This window comes from Mycobacterium sp. (assembly GCF_035697385.1).
GTDB lineage: Bacteria > Actinomycetota > Actinomycetes > Mycobacteriales > Mycobacteriaceae > Mycobacterium.
This window is the reverse complement of the sequence record NZ_DASSCY010000299.1, coordinates 1-18,792: the sequence shown is the minus strand read 5'-3', so window position 1 is coordinate 18,792 and position 18,792 is coordinate 1. Positions and strand designations below refer to the sequence as shown.

Annotated in this window: 17 protein-coding genes and 1 pseudogene; 9 read left to right on the top strand and 9 right to left on the bottom strand. The window is 66.9% G+C overall.

Annotation, left to right across the window (positions count from 1 at the left end):
- Position 1: 1 nt before the first annotated feature.
- Both VFH65_RS25405 and fmt read right to left on the bottom strand, forming a co-directional pair.
- Positions 2-1,369, bottom strand: coding sequence for an RsmB/NOP family class I SAM-dependent RNA methyltransferase (locus VFH65_RS25405; RefSeq protein WP_353325320.1), 1,368 nt, complete (start codon positions 1,367-1,369; stop codon positions 2-4).
- Positions 1,366-2,298, bottom strand: coding sequence for a methionyl-tRNA formyltransferase (gene fmt, locus VFH65_RS25400; RefSeq protein WP_353325318.1), 933 nt, complete (start codon positions 2,296-2,298; stop codon positions 1,366-1,368). The genes VFH65_RS25405 and fmt overlap by 4 nt, the downstream gene beginning before the upstream one ends.
- A 57-nt stretch (positions 2,299-2,355) precedes the next feature.
- Here fmt and VFH65_RS25395 point away from each other — a divergent pair, with 57 nt between their 5' ends.
- A complete protein-coding gene (locus VFH65_RS25395; RefSeq protein WP_353325317.1) occupies positions 2,356-3,135 on the top strand; it encodes an alpha/beta fold hydrolase in 780 nt (259 codons plus the stop codon).
- A gap of 8 nt (positions 3,136-3,143) precedes the next feature.
- Here the strand turns inward: VFH65_RS25395 and VFH65_RS25390 are convergent, their stop codons facing one another.
- The 6 genes from VFH65_RS25390 to VFH65_RS25365 all read right to left on the bottom strand — a co-directional run bounded on the left by VFH65_RS25390 (position 3,144) and on the right by VFH65_RS25365 (position 10,910).
- A complete protein-coding gene (locus tag VFH65_RS25390) occupies positions 3,144-3,680 on the bottom strand; it encodes a LemA family protein (RefSeq protein ID WP_353325315.1) in 537 nt (178 codons plus the stop codon).
- On the bottom strand, positions 3,674-5,494 hold the full coding sequence (locus VFH65_RS25385; protein WP_353325314.1) for a DUF2207 domain-containing protein: 1,821 nt from the start codon (positions 5,492-5,494) through the stop codon (positions 3,674-3,676). Before VFH65_RS25385 ends, VFH65_RS25390 begins: the two co-directional genes overlap by 7 nt.
- Before the next feature lie 91 nt (positions 5,495-5,585).
- Positions 5,586-6,239: a hypothetical protein gene (locus VFH65_RS25380; protein ID WP_353325313.1), complete on the bottom strand. Its 654-nt coding sequence runs from the start codon at positions 6,237-6,239 to the stop codon at positions 5,586-5,588.
- Positions 6,240-6,277: 38 nt separating this feature from the next.
- Positions 6,278-8,077, bottom strand: coding sequence for a substrate-binding and vWA domain-containing protein (locus tag VFH65_RS25375; protein WP_353325311.1), 1,800 nt, complete (start codon positions 8,075-8,077; stop codon positions 6,278-6,280).
- A 67-nt stretch (positions 8,078-8,144) separates the two neighbouring features.
- Positions 8,145-10,091 (bottom strand): primosomal protein N', encoded by a 1,947-nt coding sequence (locus tag VFH65_RS25370; RefSeq protein WP_414688506.1) that lies wholly within the window; start codon positions 10,089-10,091, stop codon positions 8,145-8,147.
- 54 nt (positions 10,092-10,145) lie between these two features.
- Complete coding sequence (locus VFH65_RS25365; protein WP_353325309.1) at positions 10,146-10,910, bottom strand: lysoplasmalogenase; 765 nt, start codon at positions 10,908-10,910, stop codon at positions 10,146-10,148.
- Between VFH65_RS25365 and VFH65_RS25360 the strand changes: the two genes are divergently transcribed.
- From VFH65_RS25360 to VFH65_RS25340, 5 genes are read left to right on the top strand one after another with little or no spacing between them, the layout of a single operon-like run.
- Positions 10,873-11,823, top strand: a complete 951-nt coding sequence (locus tag VFH65_RS25360; RefSeq protein ID WP_353325307.1) for an alpha/beta hydrolase — start codon at positions 10,873-10,875, stop codon at positions 11,821-11,823. The two genes, VFH65_RS25365 and VFH65_RS25360, sit on opposite strands and share 38 nt — an antisense overlap.
- Positions 11,820-12,230, top strand: coding sequence for an ester cyclase (locus tag VFH65_RS25355; protein WP_353325305.1), 411 nt, complete (start codon positions 11,820-11,822; stop codon positions 12,228-12,230). The genes VFH65_RS25360 and VFH65_RS25355 overlap by 4 nt, the downstream gene beginning before the upstream one ends.
- A complete protein-coding gene (locus tag VFH65_RS25350) occupies positions 12,227-13,183 on the top strand; it encodes an alpha/beta hydrolase (RefSeq protein WP_353325304.1) in 957 nt (318 codons plus the stop codon). The genes VFH65_RS25355 and VFH65_RS25350 overlap by 4 nt, the downstream gene beginning before the upstream one ends.
- A complete protein-coding gene (locus tag VFH65_RS25345) occupies positions 13,180-13,536 on the top strand; it encodes a YdeI/OmpD-associated family protein (protein WP_353325302.1) in 357 nt (118 codons plus the stop codon). Before VFH65_RS25350 ends, VFH65_RS25345 begins: the two co-directional genes overlap by 4 nt.
- 1 nt (position 13,537) lies before the next feature.
- A complete protein-coding gene (locus VFH65_RS25340) occupies positions 13,538-14,299 on the top strand; it encodes an SDR family oxidoreductase (RefSeq protein ID WP_353325300.1) in 762 nt (253 codons plus the stop codon).
- On the opposite strand, the gene VFH65_RS25335 is transcribed toward VFH65_RS25340, so the two are convergent.
- Complete coding sequence (locus VFH65_RS25335) at positions 14,296-15,336, bottom strand: AraC family transcriptional regulator (protein ID WP_353325298.1); 1,041 nt, start codon at positions 15,334-15,336, stop codon at positions 14,296-14,298. The two genes, VFH65_RS25340 and VFH65_RS25335, sit on opposite strands and share 4 nt — an antisense overlap.
- Positions 15,337-15,408: 72 nt before the next feature.
- Here VFH65_RS25335 and VFH65_RS25330 point away from each other — a divergent pair, with 72 nt between their 5' ends.
- The 3 genes and pseudogenes from VFH65_RS25330 to VFH65_RS25320 form a co-directional block, all read left to right on the top strand.
- Positions 15,409-16,779 carry a cytochrome P450 gene (locus VFH65_RS25330; RefSeq protein ID WP_353325296.1) on the top strand — a complete coding sequence of 457 codons (1,371 nt, stop codon included), beginning with the start codon at positions 15,409-15,411 and terminating at the stop codon, positions 16,777-16,779.
- Positions 16,776-18,257, top strand: a complete 1,482-nt coding sequence (locus VFH65_RS25325; RefSeq protein ID WP_353325294.1) for a flavin-containing monooxygenase — start codon at positions 16,776-16,778, stop codon at positions 18,255-18,257. Before VFH65_RS25330 ends, VFH65_RS25325 begins: the two co-directional genes overlap by 4 nt.
- Before the next feature lie 151 nt (positions 18,258-18,408).
- Positions 18,409-18,792 (top strand): annotated as a pseudogene (locus VFH65_RS25320) (hypothetical protein); the annotation flags it as partial.

The window sequence follows — 18,792 nt, the reverse complement described above, 5'->3', positions numbered from 1 at the left end:
GTCACCCTACTTTGAGGGCGGCCGCGAACATCGCGTCGGTGCCGTGCCGGTGCGGCCACAGCTGCACATATGGCCCGTCGCCCAGGCCCTCGACCGGTTCGAACAGCGGCCGGGTATCCAGAGCGGTGACCTTGTGCCTGCGCAGCGCGTCGGCGACGACTCCGACGGTCTCAGCTAGGTGCGGCGAGCACGTGGCGTACAGCACCACACCACCGGGCCGAGTCAGCCGGATCGCCGACGCCAATAGTTCGCGCTGCAGCTTGACCAGGTCAGCCACGTCGCCGGGTTGGCGACGCCAGCGGGCCTCCGGCCGGCGCCGCAATGCGCCCAAACCGGTGCACGGCGCGTCGACAAGCACGCGGTCGAATCCCGGTTCGATGCCGGGGTCGCGGCCGTCGACCCGAAGCACCTCGACCGGAAGGCCGCGGGTGTTCTGCTCGACGAATTCCGCCCGCCGATCATTGGGTTCGACGGCGGTGACGCTGGCCTGGCTCAGTGCGGCCAGCAGCGCTGTCTTACCTCCCGGCCCGGAGCAAAGGTCCAGCCAGCGGCCACCGTCGGCCCCGTCCAGTTCGGCAAGCGTCAGCGCACGGGCAACCAGCTGGCTGCCCTCGTCCTGGACCAGCGCCTTGCCGTCGCGGATCGCCTCGAGCCGGCCGGGATCGCCGCCGGACAGGTACACCGCATACGGCGAATAACGGCCGACGGTGCCGTTCACCTGTTCGGCGAGTTCCTCGGCGGTCAGCACTCCCGGCCTGGCAGCCAGATGCACCGCGGGCCGCTCGTCGTCGCTGGCCAGCAGCGCGTCGAGCTGTCCCGCGTCGGCGCCGAGCGCGTCGGCGAACGCCTGGGCGATCCAGCGCGGATGGGCATGGCTGAACGCCGCGTGCCCCACCGGGTCGGTGGCAGCAGGCGGGGCCAGCTCGTCGACCCAGGATTGCTCGTCGCGCCCGGCGATGGTGCGCAGCACGCCGTTGACGAAACCGGCTCGCGCCGAGTCGAATTCGATACCGGCCTGCTCGACGGTGGTGGACACGGCGGCGTGGTGTTCGACGCGGGTGCGCAGCAGTTGGTAGGTGCCCAGCCGCAGCAGTTCCAGCAGCACGGGGTCGATGTTGTCGGGCGAGCGGCCTGCGGCGTGAGCGATGACGGCGTCGAGCAGGCCGCGAGTGCGGCACGTCCCGTAGGTCAGCTCGGTGGCGAACGCCGCGTCGCGGCCGGTGATTCCGCGTTCGCGCAGCAGCGCGGGCAGCGCCAGGTTGGCATAGGCGTCTTGCTCCGACACCGCACGCAGTACATCGAAGGCCGCGCGGCGGGCCGGGTCGAGCGGCTTGCGGCGCGACGGTCGCTTATCGCGGGATTGGGTCACAGCGCTCGCGCCTCATCGTCGAGGCGGGCCCCACGCGCCCAGTCGGCGGCATTCATGAGCTTCTTGCCGGGTGGCTGAATCTGGCCGAGCACCACCGGCTCTGAGCCCGTCCCGATCCGCACTCCGTCGCGGTCGACGCGAATCGCGCCGGGCGCCAGGCTGTTCGGCGAGCCCGTGTCCATACTCACGGGTCCGACCTTGACGCGCAGGTCGCCGATCATCGTCCACGCACCGGGGTTCGGCGTGACCGCGCGGATGCGTCGGTCCACGACATGGGCAGGCAGGTCCCAGCGCACCCGCGCCTCCTCGACGGTGATCTTCGGCGCGACGGTGACACCGTCCGCAGGCTGCGGGACAGGGGTCAGCGAGCCGTCGGCGATGCCGTCCAGCGTCGTCTCCAGCAGCGCCGCACCCGAAATCGAAAGCCGCTCAAGCAGATCCCCTGCGGTATCGGCTGGCCGGATAGTTTCGGTGACCACGCCGTAGACCGGTCCCGAATCGAGTGCCGGTTCGATCTGGAACGTCGTCGCACCCGTCACTGTGTCGCCTGCGGCGATCGCCGCCTGCACCGGAGCCGCGCCGCGCCAGGCCGGCAACAGCGAGAAGTGCAGGTTGACCCAGCCGCGGTCGGGTACAGCGAGCAATCGCTCCGACAGCAGCGCACCGTAGGCGACCACCGCACAGCACTCCGGCCCCAGCTCCGCCAGTTCGGCGATGAACTCGTCGGAGTTGGGCCGCGCCGGCCGCAACAGCGGGATGTCGTGTTCGAGTGCCAGCCGGGCCACCGGCGACGGTGACGGTTTCCCCCGCCGACCCGCAACGGCGTCCGGACGGGTCAGGACCGCCACCACGTCGTGGTGCGGCGACCCGATGAGCCGACGCAACGAAGGGAGCGCGGGCTCAGGAGTACCGGCGAAGACAAGACGCACCGCGCCAGTGTAGAAGCGGCCATCTGGACACACAGGTTTGCGTGGTTGAATCCCGGCGTGGATCGACGATCTTTCGCTACGGCCGTCGCCCTTGGCGGCGCAGCCGCCGTCTTGGGTGCGCGGCCCGCGCACGCTGCCCCGCCGCCCGAGCCAATGCCACGGGCCCGCAATGTCGTGTTGGTGCACGGCGCATACGCGGACGGATCGTGCTGGTCCGATGTCATCCCGCATCTGCAGGCGCGCGGACTCAATGTTGCCTCGGTGCAGAACCCGTTGCGCACCCTCGAGGAAGATTGCGACTTCGCGCGCCGCACGCTGGCTTTGATGGACGGACCGACAGTGCTTGTCGCGCACTCGTATTCGGGCATGATCGTGACCGAAGTCGGTGTCGATCCCAAAGTGACGGCACTGGTGTACATCGCGGCGCGAGCACCCGACGCCGGCGAGGACTACACCGCGTTGGCCGCTCAATACCCGACACCCCCGGCGAGCGCAGGCGTGGTGAAGGCCCCCGACGGTTATGCCCAACTGTCCGAAGAGGCGTTCCTGAGCGACTTCGCCCAAGATGTCGACCCGTTCCGGGCCAGAATGCTCTATGCCGTACAGGGCCGGATATCAAGCGAACTCTTCACCGGCCGCACGACACAGGCGGCCTGGCGTGACAAGCCGACTTTCTATGCCGTCTCCAAGAACGACCGCACGATCAATCCGGATCTCGAGCGATTCATGGCACATCGCATGAACGCCTCGACGATCGAACTCGACGCAAGTCATCTGTCGATGGTGTCCAAGGCCAAAGAGGTCTCCGACCTCATCATCCGGGCCGCGGGCGCCTGAGCGGGTGACTAGCGCGGGGTCTGGTAGTACTCGCGCTCGTCGACCCCGGCCAGCGGCGCGACGAACATCCACGGGATCGTGCTGAGCAGCCGGTTCAGCGTGGCCACCGAGTCGTTGTAGTACTGACGCGCGAAGGCCAGCTTGTTCTCGGTGTCGGCGAGATTGTCCTGCAGGTTCAGGAAGTTGTTCGACGAGTTGAGCTGCGGATAACTCTGGCCAAGCGCCAGCAACGGGGCCAGCGCGGAGTCGAGATCCTTTTCGGCGGCGCTGCGCTGCGCCACGGATTTCCCCGCCGTCGCCGAGGTCAGCGCCGCGCGGGCATTGGTGGCGTGGTCGAGGATGCCCTTCTCGTGTGTGGCGAAGGTCTGCACGGTGTGCACCAGGCTCGGGATCAGCGACGCGCGGCGGGTCAGCTCCACGTCGATACCGGACAGCGCCTCGGCAACACGAACGTCGGCCGACCGGATCTTGTTGTAGCCCAACACGAATCCGATCAGCACCAGCACCGCGAGCACCAGCACAACGATCAGCAGGAATCTCACCATGAGCCGCCTCCTCCTCCGCCACCGCCGCCTCCGCCGCCACCGCTGGAGCCGCTGCTGCTGCTACTGCTGCCGCCGGAGGACGACGATGTCTGCGATGCCGTGTACGCGCCGATCGACGACGATAACGCCGAATCGAAGCTGTCAAAATCCGTCCCGCCGCCGGAACTGCCGACGAATCCCGAGCGGGTGGACGACGACGAGTTGTACCAATCCGGTTGCGGCGCAGGGCTACCCGTCGCGGTCTCGTACTTCTTGGCCCACTGCGAGGCCACGCCCGCAGCCACCGCGAACGGAACGTAGGCGGTGTAGAGATCCTTGCGGGCCGAGAAGTCGAACCGGGTCTCGGCCGAATCGGTGGCAAGCATGCGGTGGAATCCACCGACGCGCGACCAGAGTTCGCGCCCGGCCGGTGTGCGCCTGCTGCCGACCCCGTCGGCCCACGCCCGCACTGAGAACACGAAGAACGCCGCGAACGGCAACGCGCACATGGTGACCGGCAAGCCCCAGCGGAAGAAACCGAAGAACATCAGGATGAAGGAGATGGCGTTGGCGGTGCGGACCCACAACTCCTTCTTCCGCTTGACCATCAAGCCGTTGTCGTAGGCCCATTTGTGTACGGCAACGGCCATGTCGGTCTTGGCCTTGTTGAGCTTCTGGCCGGACTTCACGGCCTTCTTGGCATCGAACTCGCCGCCCGGTTTCATCACCTTGAGCGCGGATCCGACCGCGATGCTGACCGGGTCGACATCGGCCCACGCACCCGGTTCGCCTTTGGCGCGGATCTTCCAGTGTTTCTCGCTGACCTGACTCAGGTCGATCAGGCCGCGCTCGGCGAGGTAGAACAGCGTCGCGGTGAGGCCGTTCTTGGGCACCGATTCGGTCCGGATGTATTCGGCCTGCACCGGGCCGATGCCCGGCGGGGGTGCGTATTGCAGCGGGAATCCGGGGGAAGGTTCGACGGTGGTGCGGTACCACAGGAAGGCGCCGAGCCCGAAAGCCACGGTGAGCCCGGCGATCCACAGCACACCGGCCAACGACTGGCCGAGGATGCGGTCCCAGGTGTAGGGCCACGGCAGGCTGACTTGCGCCGGCGTCGGCACATCCACGCCGACACGCACCGTGACCGGGGTCCTCGGCGCGAGGTTGAGCGCCCACAGCTTCACCGTGTTGCCCTCGACGCTCAGATCGCGGCAGTCCCGGCCCACGCCGTACCCGACGGAGCACTGCGCAAAAGTCACCTCGTCCGGCAAGGTGATCGAGATGTCGGCCCGCTCGATCTTGTTGTTCCACGCCGGCGCGATCACGTTCCAGAAGAACACCGATTGCGCCGCCGTGACTTGGCCGGTCGACGCCGCGAACTGCTTGTCCGCGCCGATGGTTCCGCGGTCGAGGACTCCAGGGATGCTGTAGCGGATCTCGAAGACGTGAGTTCCCGAGGTGAGGTATCTGTCCGGATCGCCGATCTTGGCGACGCGGAATCGCTCGCCCTGCTCCCACAGCATCTGGTAGGAGACGGCCCTGCCGTCGAGCAATATCGACGTGATTTCGGGCCGCTGCCGCAGCTGGGGATTGTTCTGGTTGGCGACGTCCCAGTACCGGAATATGCCGTGCCGTCCACCGGGAAACTCGGCGGTGATGGTCTCCACCGCGTCCAGTTGTCCGTCGCTGCCGACGACGAAGTCCGCCCGATAGTTGCTGAAAACCACGGGGTCTGCGGCCTCGGAGGCCTCCGCGCCGCCGCGGAACACCAGCGGCCACAGCAGCCCAAAAGTTATGAGCGCCAACGGGAACAGCCACTTGAACAGCCGTCCCATGCTGACCTCCTGTTCGGCACTGCGGACCCTGTCGGAGTGCCTTGCCCCGCAACACCTTATGTGCAATGGCGTGATTTGCGCGCCAGTTGACCTACAACAGGCCGTCGTTCGGCAGGTTCGCCGCGTCCGCCTCCAGCTCGGCGAAGGTCATTTGCAGCACCACAACAGAGTCGTTGACCGCGCTGACCTCCGTGTCATCCAGCGAAACGCCCATGGTGCGGGCAGTCGCCGACAGCTCGAGCAGCCCGGCGTAGACGGTGGCCACCTCGTCGACCGCGGCGGTGAGCCTCTCGAGCAGTTTGGCGCGTCGCGACCTCAACCGGTCGATCGTCTTCTTGATCGACTCCGCGGCGTGCTCACCCTGGCCGGACACCTTGCGGGCGGCCACGATCGCCTCGTCGAGCGCGTCGACCGCGGTCGCCACCTGCAACACGGAAGGGCGGGCGGCGTCGGCCGCAGCCAGGGCATCCTCTGCCTTGCCCTGCACCACATCCGGCAGTGCATCGGTCTGCAACCCCCGCAACGAGCGCACGTGACCGTCGAGGAGGTTGATCAGCTCCTGCTGCCGAGTGCCCGCCTTCAGCTCCGGCACCGGCTCGCCGCGCGACCGCGTGAGAGCACCGACCACCGCTGCGGTGCCGAACATCACGCCGGCGGTGGCCGCGGACAGCGGGAGGGACGCGCCGAAGGCCCACACCGCGCCACCGCCGAACGTCGACAACAACACCGCCCAGGGGTCGCTCACGGCGGCCAGCAAGCGCGCTCGGAGACGACTGCCCGCCATCAGAAGTTCGACAGCACGTTCGTGAACACGGTGTTGATTGTCGCCGGGTCGGTGGCGTCGTACGCGGCAGCGCGCGACGCCTCGGAGATCCGTTTGAGCGTGTCCAGGTCCGCGTCCTCGCCGTAGGCGATGGTGAACACCCGGATGCCGCCTTCGGGGGCTTGGTCGGTGAGCTGCTGGATCAGGCTGTCGGCGTCATTGTCGTCGGGGTATTCGTTCTTGCCGTCGGTCATCACCACGATCGCGTTGATCGAGTCAGGGCCGGCGCTGGCCCGCACGGCCTCTGTCGCCCTTCGCGTGACGGCATACAGCGGCGTGCCGCCCGACGGGATGAGCTGCTCGATGCGGTTGATCATCAACTGCCGCCGCGGGCCGAGTGGTTCGATCGGGATCTCCTGGAAGTAGACCTGTTGTTGCCACGGAAACACCCACAACCCGACCTCGTCGGTGTCGGACAGCTGGCTCAGCCCGTTGACCGCCGCTTCCTGGGCCAGTTCCAGCCGGGTCTTCCCGGCGCCCGCCGACGTACCCATCGAGCCCGACACGTCCAGCACCAGCAACACGTGCGCCGGCTTGCGCAGTTCGGCCCACGTGCCGCGGACCGCCGACAGCACGGGCGGGCTCGGCGGGGAGAGGGTGAAGCCGACATCCTCCCTGAGGTACTCGCTGTCGCGGACGGCGCTGCCGGGTTGGCCGTCGTGCGTGCGGAAGCCTTCGTTGGTGAACAGTTCCTGCTGGGCGGGCTCGCGCAGAAAGTCCAAGAAGTCCTTGGCGCCGGCCTGCTTGCCTGCGTCTGACCACTGTGCGTCGAGCACCGCGTAGGGGTTGTCGCTGAGGAGGGTGCCCTCCTTGGGATATACGGCGACAAGTGGCACTCGCGGCTTGTCATGCTGCCCCTTGGTCTGGAGGTTGCCGGTGGGGTTGCCGGAGTTGTAGTCCAGTACCGACTTCTCCTCGATGGCGACCGCGCTGACGTACCCGAGTGCGGCTCCTGCGTCGTCGGCCCGCTGCAGGTTCGCCAGGTAGGTCAACGTGGTGTCGCCGTAGTGCACGACCGACTTCTCCACTCCGGCAACGAAATCCCGCACCCGCGGTTCCTTCAGTGTGTCGAGTGTCAGGTCGCTCGACGTGCCGGTGGCTGCCACGAACGCCCCGACCGTCGCGGCGAGCCCGGACGTGGACATATTGGGATTGGTCTTGCCCAACTTGAACTCGCCCCACTCGGGGTGCCCCTTGGCCGCCCAGCCGCCGGGGTCATTGGCCAGGCTCAACAGGTCCGACCAGCCGATCGGCGTATCGGGCCAGCCCAATGCCCTGGCCATCGGCTCGGGCATCGCGAGCACGAGCGGCGTCGACACGACGGATTCAGTCTCGGCGGGCAGGATGTCGGGCCGGTCGTGCGAGGAGCGGTCGAAGCGGAGCAGTTCCAGCCATGTCGACGCCGCGGGTGACCATGCATCGGGCGCCGGTCCCCACTCCTCGTCCTCCCAACTCTGTTGCGCGAGCCGCGACTCGGCCAGCCCGGACGCCATGGAGGTGACCTTGATGCCGTAGCAGTTGCCGTCCACTTCCCGGTCGGACGAGTTGTACCGACCGGCGGCCTCGGTCATCAATGCGGCCTTCTCGCTGGACGCGACAACGGCCACGGTGGTGCAACCCTCGCGCGGGGCTGCCGAGGTGTCACCGTCGCCGCCACGCTGGTTCCACCAATAGACCCCGCCGATGAAGACGAGGCCGGCGATTGCCGCCGCCAGCAATGCCTTGCCGTTCTTGCCCATGATGCGTGCCCCTCGGGTCATCCGGGCCGGCTAGCCCGGCCCCAATTTTAGGGGTATTGCATGGCTTGTTACCGGCAGTGCGAGCAAACTACCCGATGTGCAGCGGGTCGATCTGCACCCGAGTCGGCTGCTGATCGTGGCGGGCACTGAGCACACCGGTGGCGCGTCGCAGCGCCGCCGCGAGCGCAAGGCCTCCTGCACGGGGCACCCGGACCAGCATCCGGCTCACCGGGCTCTCGGCCGGGGTACCCGGCGGCCGTCGCGCACCGGCAGGCAGGTCGACTGGGCCGAGCACGTCGGCATCGTCTGGCAGCACTGCGGTTTCGAGCAGCGCGTTGACCGCTGCGGGCGAACCGTCGACGGCAGCGATGTGCACGGCGGGCGGAAGTGCGACTTCTGCGCGTGAGTCGAGTTCGGCCTCGGCATGGCCGACCGGATCCCAACGGATCAGCGCCTGCACGGTTGGGATCTCCGACTCGGCGACGATCGCGACGACCCCGCCGTCATCGCGGCCGCGCACCAGCGCGGTGGCGGCCATCCATCGCCGCAGCGCGTCCTCGGCTGCACGCAGGTCCTGGCGCCCGAGCAGGGCCCACCCGTCGAGCAGCAGGGCCGCTCCGTAGCCGCCGTCGGCCACCGGTTCCGCACCCGGCGTCGCGACGACGACCGCGGGCTCCCCAGGCACCGACGCGATCATCGCGTCGCCGCCCGACGTGACGACCGTCGTACCGGGAAACGCCCTGCCGAGTTCCTCCGCAGTGCGTCGCGCACCGACGACAGTCGCTCGAATGGCATCGGAACCGCAACGCGCGCAACGTAATCCGGGCTCATGCCGACCACACCACCGGCACACAGCTCCTGCGGTGTCGCGGTCGGGCAGCGACAGCGGGCCGGTGCAGTGCCTGCAGCGCGCGATAGTCCGGCATCGGGCACAGGCCAGCGCGGGCACATAACCACGTCGCGGCACCTGCACAAGCACGGGCCGGCCTGCCTCCAACGCGGTCCGCGCGGCTCGAAGCGCCATCGACGGCAGCCGAGCGGTGCGGGCGGCGGGGTCGCGCTCCTGCTCGTACCCGCTGTCCTCGAGCGCGACGACGCGCGGCGCCCTGGCCCTGACCACGGGGCGCGGCGCCACCAGGTCGTGCGCCCAGCGGCTGCGCACCAGCGCCTGCGACTCCGCGGTGCGGGCGTATCCACCGATCAGGGCCGCGCAGCGCAGCTGATGCGCGCGCAGCATCGCCACCTCGCGGGCGTGCGGGTAGGGCGCGCGCGGTTCGGCGAGCGTGTCGTCACCGTCGTCCCACACCATCACCAGGCCCAGATCATTAACGGGCGCGAACACGGCGCTGCGGGTACCGATCACGAGGCGGGCGTCGCCGCGAAGCGCCGATAGCCATCTGCGGTAGCGCTGTGCGGGGCCGAGTCCTGCCGACAACGCCGCCACCCGCGGTTCGTCGACGAGCCGGACGGCGGCATCACGCAGCGCGTCAACGTCGCGCTGGTCCGGGACGATTGCGAGCACACCACGGCCGGAATCGACTGCCACCGCTGCGGCTTCGGCAAGCCGGTCGGTCCATTTCTCGCCGGGCAGCGCCTGCCAGACCGCGCGGGCGGCGCGGCCATCGCGCAGCGCCGTCAGGAACTGCTCACCACGCCCGTAGGTGGCCCACGCGGCGGGGTCGATGGGTTTGACGGCCAGTGGCGCCAGTTCCGGCGCGGTTTGCTTTTCGACGTTCGCATGCCGCGGCGGGACCGCCATCCGCAGCACATCTGCCCGGGTGCCTGCGTATCGCGCGGCCACCGCGTCGACCAACCTGCGCACGTCGGTGGTCAACACCTGCTCTGCCGACACCACCCGCTCAAGCCAGCCCAGTTTGCCGACATGGTCTGTGTCCGAACGTCTTTCGAGAATGAACGCGTCCACCAGCCTGCCATGAAACCGCACCCTCACCCGCACGCCAGGCTGCGCGTCGTCGGACTGCTCAGCGCTCACCAGATAATCGAACTCGCGGTCAAGGTGGGGCACCGACAGCATCGGCAGCACGCGCGCGATGGGCTCGTGCTCGGCCTGCTGGCGGGCGTTCGACACCTAAGAAGGTGTAGCAGACGGTGCAGACGACCGACCAAAGAAGAATCCGGCGGTGATGAGCAGCAGCGACGTCGCGTACGCCCACCAGATCGGCACCGCGAGCGCCTCTGTGTTCGTTGGCGCCAGTACGAACTTTCCGATGCCGATCATCGCGTCCGAGACCGCGAAACACACCGCACCCAGCGCGGTCCACGGCGTCGGGAGCCGGGCCAGCAGCGCCGCGCACACCATCGCCCCGAGCACCGCGATGTAGAGCGTCACCGGCACTGCCATTCCCTCGTCGATCAGCCGCGGCCAGAACCAGACGAGAAGCGCGATACAGGCCACGACCGTGACCGCCGCGGCTGCCAATCGGGGCTTGGACGACGCGACCAGCGGGATGAGGGCTGCCAGGAAGCACAGGTGCGCGACGAGGAAGGCCGCAAGGCCAAGCACGAACGACGGCGCCCACCACGGCATGGCCAGCAAGAAGTCGCCCGCTGCGGAGAACACCAGCGCGCCGAGGAGCCAACGACGTTCCCGCGCTATCGGGTGCGTCAGCGCGGCGACAGCGAGCAGCACCGCCGCGGCGGCCTTGACCGCGGGCTGCAGCGTGAACTGGCCCGTCAGCTCGGCGCCCAGTGGTTGACGCAGCGCCGTGATGACCAGGAATATCCCGTAGCCGGCGCCGACGGCGGCCGCCGCCACCCACAGCAGCCTGGTTCGCGGGTGTGCGTACGGTGTCCCCATGTCCGTCGCTGAGGAGAAGCCGGCCGTCGACGCCATCTTGCTGAAGGTACTGGAGGCCGTTCCGTTTCAGTTGACAACCGACGGTGGCGTCGAGGAGTCGCGGCAGCGGTTCCGTGACCTGCCCCGTCGGGAAGTTCACCCCGAAGTGCGCAGCGAGGACCGCACCATCGAGGGTCCTGCGGGGCCGATTCCGATCCGGGTGTACTGGCCACCGGCCGGCAGTGACGACGCGCTGCCGCTGGTGGTGTTCATCCACGGCGGCGGATGGTCGGTCGGCGACCTCGATACCTATGACGGCACGGCACGTGGCCATGCGGTCGGCGCAGGCGCGGTGGTGGTGTCGGTGGATTACCGGTTGGCTCCCGAGCACCCCTACCCCGCTGCGGTCGAAGATGCTTGGACCGCAACGCAATGGGCGGCTGAACACGCCGCTGAGCTTGGCGCTGACCCCGGCCGTATCGCCGTCGTAGGCGACTCGGCGGGCGGCAACCTGGCGGCGGTGGTGTCACAGCTGGCGCGTGATGCGGGCGGGCCGCGGATCATCTTCCAGCTGTTGTGGTATCCGGCGACGACATGGGACACCTCGCTGCCGTCCTTCACCGAGAACGCGAACGCGCCGGTCCTCGGTGTCGGTGCGGTGAAGGGCTTTTCGCGGTGGTACGCCAGGGGCGTTGACCTAACCGATCCCCCGGCAACGCTGGTGCCTGCCCGCGCCAAGAGTTTCGCCGGGCTGCCGCCTGCCTATATCGCCGTAGCTGGCCACGACCCGCTGCGCGACGACGGCACCCGGTACGCCGAACTGCTGGCCGCTGCGGGCGTGCCCGTCGAGGTGCACAACGCCGAGACGCTCATCCACGGCTATCTGGGCTATGCGGGGGTGGTGCCAGCCGCCACCGAAGCGACCGCGTGCGGATTGTCCGCGCTGCGAAAGGCGTTGCAGCTCACATGAATTCTGTACAAACAGTGCACGCCTTCTGGGATGAGGTATGGAATGCGCACGACCCGTCGGCGGTCGACAGGTTTGTCGTCGACGACTTCGTCATCGTCACCGGCGGTGAGACGATCTCCGGCAAAGAGAACTTCAAGGATTGGGTGGCGGGCTTCCTTGCGAAGGTCAACGAACTGCACCTCGAGGTGATCGAGTCGTTTCAGAACGACGATGGCAGCCGGGTCGCCTCACGGTGGCTGCTGACCGGCAAGAACAACGGGTTCCTCGGCACCGAGCCGGATCAACAGGACATCGCGATGACGGGCACCGCGGTGTGGGCCGTAAACGGAGACGGAAAGCTGCTAACCAACTGGGTCGAGAGGGCATCCTGGGAGCAGTTCCAACGACTGACAGGAGCCGGAAAATGACCGCGAAGCCCGGTATCGATCCGACCATGCAAGCGCTTCTCGACGCGTTCCCGTTCAAATTCACCGCCGACGACGGCGTCGAGGTGGCCCGCGAGCAGATGCGTCAGCTCAAGGCGCCCCCGGAACTCTTGCCCGACATGCGGATCGAAGAACGCACGATCGGCTACGGCGACATCGCCGACATTCCGGTCCGCATCTACTATCCACCGGTCGCGCAACACGAGAACCTCCCGGTCGTGGTGTTCTACCACGGTGGTGGCTGGTCGATCGGTGACCTCGACACCCACGATCCGGTGGCCAGATCCCACGCCGTAGAAGCCGAGGCGATCGTGGTGTCGGTGGACTACCGGCTCGCCCCCGAACACCCGTACCCGCAGGGCATCGAGGACTCGTGGGCAGCGCTGCAGTGGGTCGGCGAGCACGCAGGTGAACTCGGCGGCGACCCCACCCGCATCGCGGTGGCCGGTGATTCGGCCGGCGGCAACATCTCGGCGGTGATGACGCAGTTGGCCCGTGACCATGGCGGGCCGCCGGTGGTGTTCCAGCTCCTGTGGTACCCCTCCACCACGGGCGACATGACGCTTGCCTCGATGGTCGAGAATGCCGACGGCCCGATCCTCGACCGCGACGTCGTTGCCGCATTCCTCGGGTGGTACGTACCGGATGCCGACATCAGGGAGCACGCCAAGCTGCCTACCACGCTTGCGCCGGCGAACACCGCGGACCTAACGGGTCTACCGCCGGCGTACATCGCCACGGCAGAGTATGACCCCCTACGCGACGACGGCGCTCGGTATGCGGAATTGCTCACCGCCGCAGGGGTTCCCGTCGAACTGCGTAACGAACCGACTCTAGTGCACGGATTCATCAGCTTTGCACTGGTCGTTCCTGCCGCGGCCGAGGCAACCAGCCGCGGACTGGCGGCGCTGAAAGCCGCGCTGCACCGCGGATGACCGAGCGCGAGGTGCTCGACGTTCGCACAACGGCCGAATGGGAGGACTGGTTGTCGCGCAACCACGATGAAGCGTCGGAGATCTGGGTCCGGCTCTTCAACAAGAACGCACCGGAGCCGGGCATGTCCTACGGCGAGGCCGTCGAGGTCGCCTTGTGCTTCGGCTGGATCGACAGCATGGCCCGCAAGTACGACGAGGTGTCACGCGTCCAGAGATTCAGCAGCCGCAAGCCGCGCAGCCCCTGGTCTGCATCGAATGTCGAACGGGTGCAACGTCTCATCGACGCGGGGCGCATGCGGGAGGCGGGGCTACGCGAGGTAGAAGCTGCCAAGAACGACGGACGGTGGCCCTGACATGCAGATGACCGGCAACACGGTTCTGATCACGGGCGGCGCGACGGGTATCGGGTTCGCGCTCGCCGAGCGATTCTTGACTGACAACACCGTTATCGTCTGCGGACGACGCGAAGACAAGCTCCTCGACGCACAGGCGAAGCATCCGCAACTGCATGTCCGTGTCGCCGATCTCTCCCGGTCGGATGAGCGCATCAGCTTAGCCGCCTGGCTATTGGCAGCCTTCCCCGACTTGAACATCTTGGTGAACAATGCCGGCGTACAGCGCGAATTCCACGTCGGCACAGACGATCTCGCCGATCAATTCGAGCAGGAGAACGAGATCGACGTCAACTTGACCGCTCCAATCCATCTCACGTTCCTGCTACTGCCTCAGCTTCTCAAGCAGGAAACCGCCGCGGTGGTCAACGTTTCGTCCGGACTCGGACTGGTTCCGATCGCCGTGATGCCTGTTTACTGCGCGACAAAGGCTGCGATGCAGTCATTCAGTACGTCGCTGCGCTATCAGCTGCAGGACACCAACGTCAAGGTTTTCGATCTCGCGCCACCTGTTGTGGAGACGGACCTGGACAAGGGCGCACGGGCCCGCCGCGGGCAGGCGCAGCGGGGTATTTCGCCCGAGCGCGTCGCCTCCGAGACGTTGCGGGGCATGGCCAGGGACACCTTCGTGATCAACATCGGAATGGTTCGGGCGTTGCGGATCGCGTCACGAGTTGTGCCGAACAGAATGCTCAAGGTCATCAACCAGAAAGCTGGCGCCTAGCCTGTCCGCGTCCGTGGATAAGCGCTCGGCGGAACACCGTGCCAGCGCTTGAAGGCGTGACAGAACGTCGAAGTGTCGGTGTAGCCCAGTCGCTTTGACACCTCTTCCACGGTGAGCCCGACATTGCACAGCAGGTCGACGGCCAGCGTGGAGCGCGCCTCGTTCAGCAGCGCACGAAAGGACGTGTCCTCGTCGGCGAGTTGACGGCGAAGTGTGCGCGGGTGGACGTCAAGCTCGGCAGCCACCTCGGGCAATGTCGGGAAGCGCCCGGATTCGCGAAACAGCTTGGAACGCACCACAGCAGTGATCCCGCGGCGCTGTTCAGATCGCTGCATCAGCACATCACACTGCGCGATGCACATCTGCAATGTGTGGCTGTCCGCCTGCGGCAACGGTTCGTCGAACATCGCGCGGGGAAAATGCAGACGGTTGTGCGCGCGGCCGAATTCCCTGTTCACGGCGGGCAACAGTTGCAGCAAGGGCGCGACAACTTCTGGATCGAGTGTCGCCTCGACGGTCACCTGATCGGCATACCGCGCAACGACCGGAAGCGCGAATTCGCTTACTGTCATGACTATCCCGGCGACATCACGCTCGAGGAAGAACCCGCGGACGTCGACCGGCAGATGGTCGACCTCGAACTCGAGAATGCAGCTCTGCGCACCCTCGAACAGCTTCACCTCGATGTTCAACATGGTCAGCGAGAAGTAGCGCATCGAGATGCCGAACAACTCGCGGAACGTGGCGCACGACATCGCGGCGAAGCCCAGCAGGCCGAGATGCGTCAGCCGGAACCTGCTGCCGACTTCCATGCCAAGACCGGCTGCGTCCGGCAGCACGGCCAGCAGCCTGCGCACCGCGACGATCTCGTCTGACGCCACCACCACCGCCTCGGGGTCGTGGAGGTCATCCGGCGCGATCCCGGTCCCGGCGAGGAGGTCGGAGGTCGCGACACCGCGCTCGTAGGCGACCTCGCAGAGCACCCGGGTCGTGTAGACCGGACGCCGGAGGTCGGGCGACCACGTCGTCGAAGCCATCTGTCCTAAACTCCCAACTCTCTGTCCGATAGTCCCATTCCGATTGCGGGCTGTCACTCCTACCGTTGGTTCATGGCGGCACCAGCGGCGCGGCTGAGCACGTTGACCATGACCCGCGAGGCGATCACCATCGGTTTCGACGCAGAGGGTGGCTTCCTCGCGCGGACGCGTGGGCATGACATCACGCGGTTCCGTTGTGCCGGAAGGCGATTCGTCTCGATCAGCCACCCTGACTACGTAGACCACGTGCTGCACCGAGCCCGGCAGCGATACGTCAAATCCAACGAATACGAGGCCATTCGTGCCGCCGCGGGGATCAATCTGCTGACCGACGAAGGCGACTCCTGGGCGGCCCACCGGACCACGCTCAATCCAACTTTCGCCCGGCGCCATCTCAACGAGATAGTCGACCTGATGATCGATCCGATCGAACGCATCACCGCCGAGGTCACGGCCGAGCAGCAATTCGACATGCACGCGACGATGGTGGAGGCCACGTTGCGAGTAGTGGCGAACGCGCTGTTCAGCCAGGATTTCGGGCCGCTGGTGCACAGCATGAAGGACCTCACCACACGCGGGCTGCGGCGCACAGAGCGGCTGGCCAGGATCGGCCTGTGGGGGCTGATGCCGCGACACGTCTACGACGCGTTGAGCTGGTGCACGTTTTCGGGTGTGCCGCTGCCGCCGCCGCTGCGGGAGGGTCAGAAGGTCGCGCTCGCGCTGGACGCCGCGGTCAATGGCGTGCTCGACGAGCGGATCGCTCATCCGACCGACTCCGCCGACCTGCTCAACGTGCTGTTCAACGCCGACGGCGGGACATGGCCGCGGCAGCGGATCCGCGACGAGGCACTGACCTTCATGCTCGCCGGCCACGAGACGACTGCCAATGCGATGTCGTGGTTCTGGTACCTGATGGCGCAGAACCCACACGTCCGCGACCAGATGCTCGCCGAGATCGACGATGCGCTCGGCCGTCGCCGGCCGAGCGCGGCCGATCTGAGCCGCCTGCCGTGGACGACCGCATGCCTGCAGGAGTCGCAGCGGTACTTCTCCGCGGTGTGGATGATCGCGCGTGAGGCGATCGAGGACGACATCATCGACGGGCACCACATTCGCGCCGGCACGACGGTGCTCATCCCGATCCATCAGGTCCACCACGACGAGCGCTGGTGGCCGAACCCCGAGACCTTCGACCCGACCCGCTTCCTCGGTGAGGCCGGCAAGGACCGGCCCAGGTCGGCGTACCTGCCGTTCGGCGGCGGACGACGGATCTGCATCGGGCAGAGCTTCGCGTTGATGGAGATGGTGCTGATGGCGGCGATCATGAGCCAGCAGTTCACCTTTGACGTCGTGCCGGGCTTTCCTGTGGAATTGGAGGCGACGCTGACGCTGCGGCCCAAGCACGGCCTGCACGTCATCGCACACAGGCGGGAGGCCGTATGACAGATCCTGACTACGACACCGTCATCGTCGGCGCCGGTTTTTCCGGTATCGGCAGCGCAATCGAACTGGACAAGGCCGGCCTTGGCAACTACCTGGTGGTCGAGGCAGGCGACGGACCGGGCGGCACGTGGTACTGGAACACCTATCCCGGTATCGCCGTGGACATTCCGTCGTTCTCATACCAGTTCTCCTTCGAGCAGAGCACGAACTGGTCGCGCACGTATGCGCCAGGACATGAGCTGAAGGCCTACGCCGAGCATTGCGTCGACAAGTACGGTCTGCGCCCCAAGATCCGGTTCAACACTAAGGTCCTCGGCGCCGACTTCGATGACCAGACGGACCTGTGGCGCATCCGCACCGACCCTGGCGACGTCGTCACCGCCAGGTTCCTCGTGAACGCCAGCGGTGTGCTCATCACACCCAAGCTCCCCGACATCGACGGCGTCGACTCGTTCGCCGGCGTGACCATGCACACCGCGCGCTGGGACCACGACCAGGACCTGACGGGTAAGCGCGTCGCGATCATCGGAACGGGCGCGTCTGCGGTGCAGGTGATCCCCGAAATCGCGCCAATCGTCAAGCAGCTCACCGTTTTTCAGCGCACTCCGATATGGTGCTTCCCCAAGTTCGACGTGCCGCTATCAGCTCGTCAGCGTTTTGCGATGCGCATACCCGGCGTCAGGGCCGTGCAGCGACTGCTCAGCCAGGCCTTTGTGGAATTGACGTTCGCTCTCCCCGCGCAGTACTTCACGGTCAACCCGATGGCCAAGAACATGTCGAAGGTCGGCGAGGCCTACCTACGCAAGCAGGTGCGCGACCCGATGGTGCGCGACAAACTCACCCCCCGCTACGCGGTCGGCTGCAAGCGGCCGGGCTTCCACAACACCTACCTGTCGACGTTCAACCGCGACAACGTCCGATTGGTCACCGAACCGATCGACAAGATCACCGGGTCCGGTGTCGCGACCACCGACGGCGAAACCCACGACGTCGACGTGCTGATCCTGGCGACCGGGTTCAGGGTGATGGACACCGACGATCTCCCGACCTACCCGGTCACCGGGCCCCGCGGCCGGTCGTGGAGCAGCTATTGGGACGAGCACCGACTGCAAGCCTACGAAGGCGTGAGCGTGCCCGGATTCCCCAACTTCTTCACCGTGTTCGGGCCGTACGGATACGTCGGGTCGTCGTACTTCGCGCTGATCGAGGCGCAGACCCACCACATCGTGCGCTGCCTGAAACGCGCCAACCGCCGCAACGCTCGGCGCGTCGAGGTGACCCAGGAAGCCAACGACCGCTATTTCGCCGAGATGATGCGCAAGCGGCACCGGCAGATCTTCTGGCAGGACAGCTGCAAGCAGGCCAACAGTTACTACTTCGACAAGAACGGCGATGTGCCGTTGCGGCCGGCCAGCACGCTGGAGGCGTACTGGCGCAGCCGCCGCTTCCCGCTCGACGACTACGCGTTCACTTCCTAGCGCGAGCAGACGCAGAATCGCGTTACCCGAGGGCGATTCGTGCGATTCTGCGTCTGCTCGGCGGCGAGCGTATTTCCACAGTTGGGATTTCATCCCCATCTCGGGCGGTCAGGCTTATGGTCGGGCGCTCGAATAGTCGATCGTCTCCGATGTGCATCCCAATGCTCTGGCTCTGTTGGAACGGGTTGGCGGGTTCGCCACCAGCGCACAGTTGCTCACGGTGATGACTCGTCAGCAACTCGACATCCAAGTCAAGAAAGGTGGACTGTTTCGCGTCTGGTACGGCATCTATGCGGCCGCCGAACCGGACCTGTTGGGACGGTTGTGCGCCCTTGATCTCTTCATGGGCCAACATGCGGTCGCGTGTTTGGGTACCGCGGCGGCTTTGTACGGGTTCGACACCGAAAACACCACTGCCATCCACGTGCTCGATCCGGGAGTCCGGATGCGACCCACTACAGGTTTGATGGTCCATCAGCGGAACGGCAGTCGGCTGCAGCGGGTCGCAAGCCGGCTTGCGACGGCCCCCGGGTGG

Excerpts from the sequence above, each read along its gene's own strand:
- VFH65_RS25390 (WP_353325315.1), bottom strand. The coding sequence starts at position 3,680 with ATGGTGAGATTCCTGCTGATCGTTGTGCTGGTGCTCGCGGTGCTGGTG.
- VFH65_RS25385 (WP_353325314.1), bottom strand. The coding sequence starts at position 5,494 with ATGGGACGGCTGTTCAAGTGGCTGTTCCCGTTGGCGCTCATAACTTTT.
- VFH65_RS25375 (WP_353325311.1), bottom strand. The coding sequence starts at position 8,077 with ATGACCCGAGGGGCACGCATCATGGGCAAGAACGGCAAGGCATTGCTG.
- VFH65_RS25370 (WP_414688506.1), bottom strand. The coding sequence starts at position 10,091 with ATGCTGTCGGTGCCCCACCTTGACCGCGAGTTCGATTATCTGGTGAGC.
- VFH65_RS25360 (WP_353325307.1), top strand. The coding sequence starts at position 10,873 with ATGTCCGTCGCTGAGGAGAAGCCGGCCGTCGACGCCATCTTGCTGAAG.
- VFH65_RS25365 (WP_353325309.1), bottom strand. The coding sequence starts at position 10,910 with ATGGCGTCGACGGCCGGCTTCTCCTCAGCGACGGACATGGGGACACCG.
- VFH65_RS25355 (WP_353325305.1), top strand. The coding sequence starts at position 11,820 with ATGAATTCTGTACAAACAGTGCACGCCTTCTGGGATGAGGTATGGAAT.
- VFH65_RS25350 (WP_353325304.1), top strand. The coding sequence starts at position 12,227 with ATGACCGCGAAGCCCGGTATCGATCCGACCATGCAAGCGCTTCTCGAC.
- VFH65_RS25345 (WP_353325302.1), top strand. The coding sequence starts at position 13,180 with ATGACCGAGCGCGAGGTGCTCGACGTTCGCACAACGGCCGAATGGGAG.
- VFH65_RS25340 (WP_353325300.1), top strand. The coding sequence starts at position 13,538 with ATGCAGATGACCGGCAACACGGTTCTGATCACGGGCGGCGCGACGGGT.
- VFH65_RS25335 (WP_353325298.1), bottom strand. The coding sequence starts at position 15,336 with ATGGCTTCGACGACGTGGTCGCCCGACCTCCGGCGTCCGGTCTACACG.
- VFH65_RS25330 (WP_353325296.1), top strand. The coding sequence starts at position 15,409 with ATGGCGGCACCAGCGGCGCGGCTGAGCACGTTGACCATGACCCGCGAG.
- VFH65_RS25325 (WP_353325294.1), top strand. The coding sequence starts at position 16,776 with ATGACAGATCCTGACTACGACACCGTCATCGTCGGCGCCGGTTTTTCC.